At 60.6% G+C, this 12388-nt stretch carries 8 protein-coding genes; all 8 read left to right on the top strand.

Features of this window, described 5'->3' with window-relative positions; genetic code table 11:
- The first annotated feature begins 906 nt into the window (after positions 1-906).
- The 8 genes from ACE2AA_RS16550 (at position 907) to ACE2AA_RS16515 (ending at position 12262) form a co-directional block, all read left to right on the top strand.
- Positions 907-6006 (top strand): lactate dehydrogenase, encoded by a 5100-nt coding sequence (locus ACE2AA_RS16550; RefSeq protein WP_395372415.1) that lies wholly within the window; start codon positions 907-909, stop codon positions 6004-6006.
- A gap of 177 nt (positions 6007-6183) precedes the next feature.
- Complete coding sequence (locus tag ACE2AA_RS16545; RefSeq protein WP_183481461.1) at positions 6184-8109, top strand: ParB/RepB/Spo0J family partition protein; 1926 nt, start codon at positions 6184-6186, stop codon at positions 8107-8109.
- Between the two features lie 183 nt (positions 8110-8292).
- Complete coding sequence (locus tag ACE2AA_RS16540; RefSeq protein ID WP_025813057.1) at positions 8293-8631, top strand: hypothetical protein; 339 nt, start codon at positions 8293-8295, stop codon at positions 8629-8631.
- Positions 8624-9037 carry a hypothetical protein gene (locus ACE2AA_RS16535; protein WP_025813059.1) on the top strand — a complete coding sequence of 138 codons (414 nt, stop codon included), beginning with the start codon at positions 8624-8626 and terminating at the stop codon, positions 9035-9037. Before ACE2AA_RS16540 ends, ACE2AA_RS16535 begins: the two co-directional genes overlap by 8 nt.
- 157 nt (positions 9038-9194) lie before the next feature.
- Positions 9195-10226 (top strand): phosphoadenosine phosphosulfate reductase family protein, encoded by a 1032-nt coding sequence (locus ACE2AA_RS16530; RefSeq protein ID WP_183481458.1) that lies wholly within the window; start codon positions 9195-9197, stop codon positions 10224-10226.
- Positions 10227-10689: 463 nt separating this feature from the next.
- Positions 10690-11160, top strand: coding sequence for a DUF3085 domain-containing protein (locus ACE2AA_RS16525; RefSeq protein WP_025813101.1), 471 nt, complete (start codon positions 10690-10692; stop codon positions 11158-11160).
- Between the two features lie 261 nt (positions 11161-11421).
- Positions 11422-11892, top strand: a complete 471-nt coding sequence (locus ACE2AA_RS16520; protein ID WP_034959396.1) for a DUF6878 family protein — start codon at positions 11422-11424, stop codon at positions 11890-11892.
- A 1-nt stretch (position 11893) separates the two neighbouring features.
- A complete protein-coding gene (locus ACE2AA_RS16515) occupies positions 11894-12262 on the top strand; it encodes a DUF6915 family protein (protein ID WP_183481455.1) in 369 nt (122 codons plus the stop codon).
- The last annotated feature ends 126 nt before the right edge of the window (positions 12263-12388 follow it).

Raw genomic sequence — 12388 nt, 5'->3', positions numbered from 1 at the left:
GATCGTTAATGTGCGCGATATTCCGAATATCTGGCCTAATGCCTTTTCCAGCGTGCGCGATATTCCGAAATTTTCTCTTTCTTATATCCATTCCCAAAAATTGGAGGCCTGTTGCAGTTGTTCTTGACGGTCGCAAGGTATGCCTTCTGCCCTGTCGACGATGATTACTCCCATTATTCACAGCAACGCGATTCTCGTTCGGAATATCACGCACGTCTTATCGGAACATCGCGCACATCCCAACGGAATATCGCGCACGTTTTCTTTCGGAATATCGCGCACGCCTTATCGGAACATCGCGCACAGAAATAGCACCTAACTAAATGATATTAAAAGCGCTTTTCAGCCTTTAACTTTTTAACAGTTTAAAAATAACCTTCTAACTCGACCGTTGGGGATAAGTCTGCCTTCCTTGCATTCCATCCTCAGTTCGCGCTAAGACGCATTACGTTCCGGTATGTAAGCAGCAGCTTCCCCCCCCTTGAAGAAGCAGCTTATTCGACGTTGAATTAACGTCGCAATCTCTGCAACTACACCAATCGAGAAATACCCCTTTAGGGATATGATTTAGATTCGAGAATCCAAAAGCTAATAAACCGATAATAAAAAGCCATAATAGAAATATAAGCCAGTATATAAAAGCACCAGATCGACCAGCACGCCGCAAGGGGTAGCTCCTCCCCGTGCTCGGCGTCTGCGTCGCCTGCGCGCGGGTCCGGTGCTGCCGCTACGCGGCACCCTTGCCCCGCACTGCCCGACCCGGTTGCAATGAGAGCTGAAGGAAAGAGTAATCAGGCAACACAACCTGATTAGCACGCCCGTTCCTGACATCCCGAAAACCTGACCCGGAAACATCCCGGCCTGCAGAAGCAGCGCTGGGTGCCGGCGTTTGTACGGAGCACGGCCATGTCGTTCCAGCTCAACCTCTTCGGCTCAACCGCTCTCTCAGATACCCAGAACGACCTTTTCTGGGGCGAACTTGAAGGCGAAGACGGCGCCCCCCCCGTCCCGCCCGCCACACCGGCCGCGATGGCCCTTCCCAAGATCGACTTTCATATGGTGGCCGACCGAGGCCTCGCTGACACCTGGAAACAGCGGGCCCGGGACAATGCACTGGCAATCGTACTGCTCAAGGAGATCGAAGAAGCAGACCGAAACGCCTCGTCCCCCGAACAGATCGTCCTGTCACGTTTCATCGGCTTTGGAGCAGGAGAACTGGCGAACAATCTGTTTCCATCCGGAAGCGATAGCGCCCGCCCGGGCTGGGAAGAGATTGGCGAAGCGATCCATGCCTCCACAACAGACGTTGAAAGGGCAGGACTGAAGCGCGCGACACAATATGCGCATTTTACCCCTGAACTGATCGTGCACGCACTCTGGAACAAAGTGCTGCAGATGGGCTTCAGAGGCGGTTCCGTGCTTGAACCCGGCTGTGGGACCGGTCTCTTCATCGCGGCCCGACCAGAAAGGCTCGAGGGACGCATCGCCTTTACCGGGATCGAGAATGATCCCATTACGGCAAGGATCGCACGCAGGCTCTATCCGAACCAGTGGATCCGCAGCGAGGATTTCACGACAGTGAAGCTCGCAGACGGGTATGACCTTGCGATCGGTAATCCACCCTTTTCCAATCGCACCGTCCGTGGCCCGGAAGGTCTGGGACGGCTTGGCCTGAGCCTGCATAATTTTTTCATTGCCCGATCCATCGAAGCACTTCGCCCGGGCGGCATCGCAATTTTCGTGACGTCCCGCCATACGCTGGACAAGACGGACAGCACCGCGCGCCGGACCATTGCCGACATGGCTGACCTCGTGGGGGCAGTCCGGCTCCCGGCCGGAGCAATGCGCGATGACGCCGGCACGGACGTGGTGGTGGACGTACTGGTGTTCCGCAAGCGCATGATCGGCGACATGGCCGATGATGAGACCTGGCTGGAAACCGGCGCACTTGCGGATAGCGACCAGGGTAACGGTCCGCTCCTCGTCAATCGCTACTTACTCGACCATCCGGAGCAGGTGCTTGGCCGTCACGGCTGGACCACCACCCAGTTCGGTCCCGATTACACATGCGACGCGCGTGCCGACGGCAGGCTCGATGTGATGTTGCCCGAGGCCCTGAGCCGGATCGGGCAGGACGTGCGCTTTCCGGAACCCCTGGACCAGCGCATTGTCCGGCCGGCGGGAGCCGGTGTGCTGGTCGGCACGGCTGCCGATGGCGCCCAGTTGAAAGAGGGCTCCTACTTCGTCACGAAAGGCGTCCTGCAACAGATCCGCGACGGACAGGCCACCACTGTCGCCATCAGGAAGGGGGAGCAGAAGGATGGCCTCTTCCAGAAGCATGCCCGGATCATTACCGCGCTGATACCCGTCCGGGATGCGGCACGCGCGGTCCTGCGGGCGCAGATGGAGAACCTGCCCTATGGACGCCTCCAGGGTGACCTGAAGCGTGCCTATTTCAGCTTTGTCCGACAGTTCGGCCCGATCAACCTGATGAATGTGACGGTCCGGATCGATCCGGACACCGGGGTCGAAAACGAAACCCAGCGGCGACCGAACCTCACGCCATTCTTCGATGATCCCGACGTCTGGCTGGTCTCGTCCATCGAGGAATACGACGAGGCGACACAGAAAGGCCGGATGGGACCGATTTTCTCGGAACGGGTCATTCATGCGCCTGTCGAACCCGAAATCCATTCCGCCCATGACGCCCTGGCCGTCTGCCTGCATGAAACAGGCGGCGTGGAAATGCCGCGGATCGCGGAACTCATGGGACAGTCCGAAGCTGAGGTCGCGGCCGCACTGGGGGATGCGGTCTATCTCGATCCGGTACGGAGTGTGGACGGTCGCGATGTCTGGGTCACGGCTGATGAAATGCTCTCCGGCGCCGTGCGGACCAAGCTGGAAGAGGCACGCGATGCAGCCCGGATCGATGGACGCTACGCCCGGAACGTCACGACGCTGGAAGCTGTCCAGCCAGCCGATCTGCGCCCATCGGAGATCACCGCGCGCCTTGGCGCTCCGTGGTTGCCGGTCAGCGACATCATCGCCTTTACCGCCGAGGTGCTCGGGGTCGAAACGGTCATCTATCACGCACCCGCAGTCGCCTGCTGGACCGTGGAGAAACGGGCGTTCATGGGCAAGGCCGAGGCTACGTCAGTCTGGGGGACGGAACGGCGACATGCCGGCGAACTGCTGGAAGATGCCCTGACGCAGGCATCGCCAAAAATATGGGATGTCTGGCGTGATGGCGATGGCAATGAGCACCGCGAACTGAACACACAGGAGACGGAAGCCGCAAAGGAAAAACTGGCAGCGATCAGGCGTGCGTTCGAGACATGGGTCTGGCAGGATGGCGATCGGGCCGAGCGGCTGGTCCGGCTGTACAATGATACTTACAACAACCTGGTTGCACGCGCGTTTGATGGCTCCCATCTGCGCCTGCCCGGTGCAAGCACCACGATCAGCCTGCGCCCCCACCAGAAACGGGTCATCTGGCGGATCATCGCTGCGGGCGGCACGTATATCGCGCACGCGGTCGGCTCCGGAAAGACGTTCTCGATGGTTGCGGCCGTCATGGAGCAGAAGCGGCTTGGGCTGATCAGCAAGGCGATGATCGCCGTCCCCGGTCACTGCCTCGCCCAGATGGCCCGCGAATTCCTCATGCTCTATCCGACTGCGCGGATCCTCGTCGCCGACGAGACGAACTTCGTGAAGGCAAAGCGCCAGCGGTTCCTTGCCCGGGCCGCGACCGGAAACTGGGATGCGATCATCATCACGCATGATGCGTTCCGGTTCATCCCGGTGGAGGGGGATTTCGAGCGGCAGATGATCGAGGCGCAGATCGCGTCTTACGAGGAAGTGCTGGAAAGTGTCGACGCAGCCGACCGCCTGTCGCGCAAGCGGGTCGAGAGCATGAAGGAGAAGATGCAGGCGAAGCTGGAAGGCCTTTCGGCTCGAAAGGACGATCTCGTGCATCTGGGAGAGATCGGCATCGACCAGATCCTCGTTGATGAAGCGCAGCAGTTCCGGAAGCTGAGTTTTGCAACCAACCAGTCCGACCTCAAGGGGGTCGATCCGAACGGTTCGCAGCGGGCCTGGGATCTCTTCGTGAAGACGCGCTACCTGGCGGCAAAAAATCCGGAACGTCCGCTGATCATGGCGTCCGGCTCCCCGATCACCAATACGCTCGCCGAAATGTGGACGGTCAGCCGCTATATGGATCTTGAGGCGCTGCAGAAGCGCTACCTGCATGAATTCGATGCCTGGGCAGCCAATTTCGGCGAAACCCGTACCGAACTGGAACTGCAGCCAAGCGGGCTTTACAAGCCGGTCACGCGCTTCACCGAGTTCGTCAACGTCGCCGACCTCATGGCGATGTATCGCGACTTCGCGGATGTCGTGCAGCACGATGACCTGCGCCAGTACGTGAATCTGCCAGCGATCCGGGGCGGACGTCGCGAGATTATTGTCGCGCCGACAAACGATAACTTCAGGGCCTACCAGAAGACGCTGGCGGCCCGCATCAACGCCATCGAAGCACGCCAGGGTCGCCCCCAGAAGGGCGATGACATCCTCCTGTCCGTCATCACGGATGCCCGTCATGCCGCGATCGACCTGCGTTTCGTCGCCCCTCTCGCCACGAATGACGACACATCGAAGCTGAACCTGATGATCGGGAACGTGTTCCGGATCTGGCAGGAGACATCGGAAAGCCGTTACAGCGATCCTGAAACCGGTCGGCCGTACGACCTGCCGGGGGCGGTGCAGATGGTCTTTTCGGATCTGGGCACCGAGAGCGCGATGGAGACACGCGGTTTTTCCGCCTATACGTGGATCCGCGATGAACTGATCCGCCTGGGCGTGCCGCGCGCGGAAATCGCGTTCATGCAGCACTACAGGAAGAGTGCGGCGAAGCAGAAGCTGTTCGGTGATCTCAATGCCGGCCGCAAGCGGATCCTGATCGGCTCGACGGCGACCATGGGCACCGGCGTCAACGCCCAGCAGCGCCTCAAGGCCCTGCACCATCTCGACGTGCCGTGGCTGGTCTCCGACATCATCCAGCGCGAGGGACGTATCGAGCGGCAGGGCAACCAGCACGCGGAAATCGAACTCTACGCCTACGCCCAGCAGGGTTCTGTTGACGCGACCAACTGGCAGCTCCTCGAACGCAAGCAGCGCTTTATTGGACTTGCGATGTCAGGTGACCGTTCCATCCGGCGGATTGAGGACATTGGCGGGGAAGGGGGAAACCAGTTCGCCATGGCCAAGGCGCTTGCCTCAGGCGATGCCCGGCTGATGCACAAAGCCGGGCTGGAGGCCGATCTTGCGCGGCTCGAGAGACTGGCGGCCGCCCATTATGACGACCAGTTCGCCGTAAAACGTGCCATCGACCGGGCCGAGCGTGAGATTGCGGGCGCGGAGCGCCAGATCCCGCTTATCGAGGCGGATATCGCCTGCCGTCAGCCCACGAAGGGGGATGCGTTCGTATTGCGCAGGGACAAGGGGGATGTCAGCGAACGTGAGAAGGCCGGATCATGGCTCCTGTCCCAGGTCCGCCTGGCGGCGAAGAACGGCGAGTCAGGGGTCTGGAACCTCGGACGCATCGGTGGGTTCGCCGTCATGTGCGAAGCTGGGCCTGGCCGTCGCGTGCGCGGCGAAAAGTGCGCGGTCGACGTGACGCTGTTTGTGGAAGCGCGCTCGGGTCGCATTGAGATCGCCGTCGAGGACGACACGAAGGGCCTTGGGCTGACCTCGCGCCTTGAACATGCGCTGCTTCGGATCGATGACGCGCTCCGTGACGCAATCCGGATGCGGGAGGAAGCGCAGCGTCGCCTGCCATCCTACCGGGCCCGTCTGGGCCTGCCGTTCGCGGAACAGGCGATGCTTGATGAAAAGCGCGCCGAGCTGAAAGCGCTGGAAGACGATCTGGCGGCGACCGCGACCGATGAAGACCCGGTGCATGACGACACCGAGGACAGGGAGAAGGAAGAAGAGGCGGCAGCCTGAGAAGGGCTGCCATCTCCGGCCAGGCGCCGCAAGGGGTGGCGCCTCCCCGTGCTCGGCGTCTGCGCCGCCTGCGCGCGGGTCCGGTGCCGCCGCTGCGCGGCGCCCTTGCCCCGCCAGCCCGGTGCTGGCCGCCGGGGTGCATCAGGAAAGGCGTCCTGAGAACACGGAGTAAAAACCATGGAACTGCGCGAAGTTGATCCGAAAACCCTGCTCGATAACCCCGAAAACCCGCGGAAATCCGCGCCCAACGAGGCGGAAGAGCGCCAGCTGGCGCTGAACGTCAAAGCCGTCGGGATCATCCACCCGCCTCTGGTCCGCGAAACCCCGGGCGGCCTGATGATCGTTGCGGGGCATCGCCGCCGGCGTGCCGCGGTCAAGGCCGGGCTGAAAACCATTCAGGTGACGGTGGCAGGCGATGATGCGGAACTGGACCGGATGCGTGCCGCGTCGGAGAACATGATCCGTCAGCCCATGACCCAGGTTGAACAGTGGCGGGTTGTCGCCAGGCTCCGGGAGGAAAAAAAGTGGAATGACACCGCGATCTGCAAGGCGCTGATGCTCACACCGGTGCAGCTGAAGCAGATCGGCCGCCTGTCTGCCATCCTGCCTGAGATTCTTGCATGGATCGAGGCGGGCAAGGGTCCCGGCAATCGTGAACTGGCGAGCATCGCCCTTGCGTCCACCGCGCTGCAGGAACAGGTCTGGGGCCATTTCGGGTTTCCGGTTGGCTCGTCGCCGCCCGAGGATGTCGAAGCCTGCGAAGATGAGGGCGAGCAACAGCCCGACGGAAATTGGGAACCCGGTGCTGCCATCCCCGATTGGGACCGGATTGCGTCAGCCCTGCGGCAGGACCGTTTTTATGCAATCGAGGCCTCGTTTGATGACGCCATTGCAAAAAGCTGCCGGATCGCCTGGCAGGAAGATCTGTTCGGTGAAGCCGGGAAGGACGGCCGTTATACCGATGACGGCTTCGCCTATGAGAAGGCGCAGCGCCAGTGGCTGGGTCAGAACACGCCTGAAGACGCATTGATCCTGCAGAGCGACGAGAACGGCGAGCCGATCTTCGAACCCGGCATGGTGCGGATCTACTGGCAGCGCGAGGGCGCCACGAAATTCTTCTGGCTCGATCATCGCCTGAAGGTTCGCGAGGGCTGGTGCGTCCTGCCGGGCAGCGAGGCGGCAGGCCGCGTGACGCCGTCCGCCGTCATTGAAGCCCTGCCCGAAGGGCCACGGGAACGGCCCGATATCTCGGGGCGCGGTTTTGACATGATCGGCAGTTTCCGCACCCAGGCGCTGCATGCCGCATTGGACGGCATGCGGGGCTCTGCCGATCCATGGGTCCTGGTCGGGCTGATGATCGCGGCCCTCAACGCGCAGAATGTCCGGGTGGACGGGGATTCCAACGCGCACTACCCGCAGCGCCGTCCGTCACGCCGGCTCGTGGCTGCCGCCGGACTGTTCCAGGATGGCGAGATGGCGCTGGACGAGGCGCTCCTGCGTGGCGCTGCTGTCGACGTGCTCAAAGCCGTTCTGTCCTGCGAGAAGAACGCGACGAATAGTGGCGACTGGGGTGTCCTGGTCGGCCATATCGTGAAAGCGGACGACCATCTGCCTGTCATGGCGGATGAAGACTTCCTGAAAACGCTCAGCAAGTCCGGCATCACGAAGGCCATAAAGGCGGAAGGTATCCTGCCGCGCAATACCGGTAAGGAAATGCGCCGCGCCCTGATGGACCATGTCGGGCAGGGGATCTGGGTGCATCCTGCTGCGCGTTTCCAGGTCGATGTCGCAGCGCTGAACGCCACCTTCGCGGAAGCGCTTGCCCCACCATCCGGAGCGGATGACGATGATGGGGAACTGGAGCATGACGACGATATCGACCCGGAAGACGACGTGGATGCTGGTGCGCGGACTGATGGCCCGGGAACCGATGATCCTGCCGCGACGGGCATTGAGCTCGATGAAGTGACTGACACGCCCACAGACCTGGCGGCAGATCAGGGGGATGAGGTGCCGCATGGCAGGGCGGAAAGTCCGGCTCCGCCATCGCAGACACCAGAAGAATTCCTCAGGACGCATGTTGAGTTTGTAGGCTTCAGCTGAGCGAGGCTGTTGCCGTCGTACGGCTCTGGCTCACGGCCCGTCGCCCCTAGTGGTGACGTCGGGCGGTGAGCCAGCAACGGCCTCTGGCAGGACGTCGACCGCGAAATTCTGCGATGCGCCCCAACCAGGCTTATCCGGAACGTCAGGTTACGCGTTCACCTGCGTCGGCGAAGGAGAACCGTGATGACCGATGAATACATGACGGAAAAGCGTCTGATCGGCAGGTATGTGGTTGAACTGGGTTTCCACCCGGATGGTGGGGTTCTGATCCGGACGCCTGAAATCTATCCGCCCGCGGCCCGCCGATGGCGGGGACCCTATGAGAGCGTGGAGGCGGCAGTAGTCGAATTTTCCGCTTTCACGGCGGTTCCCAGAGTCACGTCGGCCGAGCTGGCCCGGCTGAGAGAGCGCGGCTCTGTCACCGAAATCTGCGGAAAGGACGTGATGGTGTGGCACTGCCCATGGCGGGAAGCCAAGACACTGAGCGAATTTGTCCTGGTAAGGGAGGACGGCAATGCCTGATTTTCGTGTCACGCTGGTTGAGCGCCTGTTTGAAGCGGATGCCGGCGATTTTAGGGTCACGGCGACGGACGCCGAGGCGGCTGCGCGGATCGTTCTCGATGCGGTCCCCGACAGTGCGGACTCTGACGGGATCCGGACCACCATTCTGCCTGACGGTCAGGAAGTGGACCTTGAGGTCGAGGAAGTCGTCCATGGCGAGATCGTGGCCATGGTCCACGATGCCGGGACCGGCGTGCTGCAGGGACAGTTTGGGTTTTCCCTTGTTTTCAGCCCGGGCCGAGAGGCCGCCGCCGTTCTCGCCAGGGTGATGGATCGTGTCCTTGCGGATGACGGTGAGCGGGACACTCATGCAGCCTGCGTGGTGCTGCGCCGGTATCTGCACGAATACCTGAACGCGGACGCATAGGAAAAGCAGGAAGGCACAGGAAAAAATATGCCCGAAGGGCCATCGCGCCTCAAACGGTGGCTCTTGTCCCGCTCCGCGGGCCTGCGATGCCGGCGCACGCGCCGCGTTTGACCCGCGATATCCCTTCGGACCGCCAGAAGACATTCAGACAAGGAGAATGTCCATGATGACCGCAAGCCTGTCATCCCGCCAGGGAACTGTCGTGCCGGAGCCCGGAGAGAGACCTGACCTGGCGGGTTATGATCACGTCATCGTCGCCTGTTCCTTTGGCAAGGATTCCCTCGCCAGTACGCTGCATCTGCTCGAAAAGGGCGTGACGCCCCAGCGCATCGAGTGGTGGCACCATCTTGTGGACGATGACGGGGACGTTTTTGACTGGCCACATGTGCCCGATTACGGGCGGCATCTGGCTGCAGCCCTTGGCGTCAGGCTGTATTTTTCCGCGCGCCGGGGCGGGATCGTGCGGGAAATGCTGCGCGAGAATGCGCCGACCGCACCGGTCTGGTTCGATACGCCGACAGGGCGGGTCACTGTCGGTGGCAAGGGACCGCCCAATACACGACGCCGCTTCCCGCAGGTTTCGGCGAACCTGTCGGTCCGCTGGTGTTCCCCATACGCCAAGATCATGGTTGCGGATGGCGCCCTGCGGAACCAGGCGCGCTTCAGTCATGCCCGGACCCTGTTTGTAACCGGAGAACGCGCGGCGGAATCCGCGAACCGTGCCCGTTACGCTGTCTTTGAGCGGCACCGGGCAGACTGTCGTGATGGTCGGGCCCGACGGCATATCGATCACTGGCGCCCGGTACATGCCTGGAGTGAAGCGGCTGTCTGGCAGATCCTGCGTCGGCATGGCGTGATTCCGCCGCTTCCCTATCAGCTCGGGTTTGGCCGTCTGTCCTGCCTGGCATGTGTATTCATGTCTGCCGATCAGGCTGCAACGCTGCGTCACATGGACCCGGATCGGTTCGCCCGGCTGTGTGAGTGGGAACGCGCATTTGGCTGCACCATCCGACGCGACCGGGACCTCGGCACGCTGGCCAGTGGCGGCACGGTCTACGGCCCCGTGCGCCGGTACCCCGATCTGGTGCGCCGCGCGCTCTGCCACCGCTGGCGTGGCCGTGTCCTCACATCCCCCGAACAATGGGTCATGCCCGCCGGCGCATTCGGCGACAGCACCGGGCCGGTCTGACCCGCCTCATCTTCCAGCAGGGAGAAACCCGATGTTAGCGCCTTTCCAGATCCGGAAATTCCTCGACCTGAGCACCGGTCACCTTCCCCTGTCGGACCGTGGACACCTTGAGAGATATGCAAGGTCAGGTGGTTCCTTTGGCCTCACCTGCCTGTCCGGCCCGCACGGATGGTTTGTCCATGTCCCGCTGGATCCATACTCCCATGATTGGCCGGGGTCGCGGTCACTGCGGGCCATTCTTGCCCTGGCCCGGAATCACGACTGTGATTATGTCCTGTTTGATGCGGACGGCCCGGTCGATGCTTCGCTTCGTTTCTTTGATGACGATGAAGATGAATGATCGGCAACGGCATCGGGGGGCACTTCGGGCCAGATGCGCCAGTTTTCATTTCTTGAGGCGGTATACTTCGGTGTTCCGCCTTTTTTGTGTCCCAGCAAGGGGCTCATACAAAGGAATACTGCCATGAAACTTCATTTCGACCGTGCCCTGGTGGCGCGTCTTCTTGCGCATGCGCAAGCCGCGAGCGAACATTCCCCTACCTATGATCAGCTTGTTAACCCGGCCTTTCTCAAGGCTGGCGTGTCGTCGCGCCATCCGACCGGTGTGGATGTCGACCGTACCAAAATACCGGCAGGCCTCATGCTGGTTGGCGATCATGGGGTGTACCTGATGTCGAATGGTTATCCGGGCTTCAGTGACGCCGAGGGTCAGGCGAACCTTGTCGCCTATGCTGTCGAAGCGGACCCGCGCACATGTCCTGACGACTGGTACGATGTCAAACGCGTATCGTTTGGCGGTGACGATGGCGCGGAATTTCTTTCTGCCAACACCATCCGCAAGGCACTGGAGGCGACTGCGGGCAGTCGTTTGTGGATTGATGTCACGCCTGCGCAGATCAGTTGCCCCTATCTGGCATCCCCGAAAACACCCTGACGCGAACAAGCATATGGCGGATATCGCGAGGACTATTCTTTATTAACGTAAGCAAAAATGTGGATAACGGGCGAGGTCTGGGCGTAAAAAATAATAAAAATCATGGTAAATACGATCGGAAACGCCATGCTTAACAAGCCTATAGTAAGGAATTCCCTGTCATTGTTCTGCTTACGACATGGTTTTCAACGTCCGGCCCGCTTCATTTCCGATAACGAGTGCGGGTATGTGCCCGTGCCTGAGCAACTGAGGGAACTCGCCATGACTGAGAACTTCGAACGAAGCTTTGCGGAGCATGCAGAGCGGTTACTTCGCCATGAAAAAGCATGCAATCAAGCTTCAGCGCAAAATCGCAGGATCATCTTTGAAGCGCTTTCGGTATCCAGGATTACAGCCGTTACAGTGTCGTTTGACGGTGAAGGAGATAGCGGCCAGATCGAGGAGATTGCTGTTGTGCCTGAAGGGGAGGATACACTGCTCGACGTCCTTGTCGATGCGGTGACGGCGAGGTGGACTGATTGCGAGATTGTCTCGGAACGTACTCCCCTGCGGGATGTCATCGAACAGGTCTGTTACGCCGCACTGGCCGAGACCAACGGTGGTTGGGAAAACAATGAGGGTGCTTTTGGCGACTTCAGGTTTGACGTGGCCAACAGAACGCTGACGCTCGAATTTAACGGACGATATATGTCCACTGAATATTCCGAGCATAGCTGGACAGAGGAGGCCTGAAATGGCGCATAGTTATTATCATGCTCTCTCGTCGGTGCGGCAGTGGGGAGGTACGGCTGATGACTTCCTGCCTATCCATGCCTGGTTCGACGAATCAAAATTGATTTCGGCCGATTTTCGGCATCGTGCGCTGAGACATCACGCGGAAGGTATCTTCCTCGCTGAGAGACTTTTTGGCGTTGTGCTGACAATTTCCACCGGGCGGGTTGTTCCGGTGCGGCTGATCGCCGAGCAGCATATGCGCGAGGACTTTGGATTTATTCCGAGCTTCGTTGATTGGCTGAAGGAAATTCGCCCCCAGCCCTGGATGGGACGGGCGCAGCCCATTCATCGAAGCCTTGATCCCGCTTATGCCAAACTTTCAGAATAACAGAAGACTTCTGGAATACTGGCCGTGACGTAGCCCGTATGCGGCGTCGTGGATATGTCGATACGAGGACCATGGGGCTACAGCTTTTCGCCCTATAAATTAGATAAAATAATGATTGAGGCGAAC

This window comes from Komagataeibacter diospyri, assembly GCF_043995075.1.
GTDB lineage: Bacteria > Pseudomonadota > Alphaproteobacteria > Acetobacterales > Acetobacteraceae > Komagataeibacter > Komagataeibacter diospyri.
Note: the sequence above shows the minus strand (reverse complement) of the source record. Positions and strands in the feature narration are given on the sequence as shown.

Bases quoted from the DNA above. Each gene is read 5' to 3' on its own strand.
- ACE2AA_RS16525 (WP_025813101.1), top strand. From the start codon at position 10,690: ATGAAACTTCATTTCGACCGTGCCCTGGTGGCGCGTCTTCTTGCGCAT.
- ACE2AA_RS16540 (WP_025813057.1), top strand. From the start codon at position 8,293: ATGACCGATGAATACATGACGGAAAAGCGTCTGATCGGCAGGTATGTG.
- ACE2AA_RS16550 (WP_395372415.1), top strand. From the start codon at position 907: ATGTCGTTCCAGCTCAACCTCTTCGGCTCAACCGCTCTCTCAGATACC.
- ACE2AA_RS16520 (WP_034959396.1), top strand. From the start codon at position 11,422: ATGACTGAGAACTTCGAACGAAGCTTTGCGGAGCATGCAGAGCGGTTA.
- ACE2AA_RS16515 (WP_183481455.1), top strand. From the start codon at position 11,894: ATGGCGCATAGTTATTATCATGCTCTCTCGTCGGTGCGGCAGTGGGGA.
- ACE2AA_RS16545 (WP_183481461.1), top strand. From the start codon at position 6,184: ATGGAACTGCGCGAAGTTGATCCGAAAACCCTGCTCGATAACCCCGAA.
- ACE2AA_RS16530 (WP_183481458.1), top strand. From the start codon at position 9,195: ATGTCCATGATGACCGCAAGCCTGTCATCCCGCCAGGGAACTGTCGTG.
- ACE2AA_RS16535 (WP_025813059.1), top strand. From the start codon at position 8,624: ATGCCTGATTTTCGTGTCACGCTGGTTGAGCGCCTGTTTGAAGCGGAT.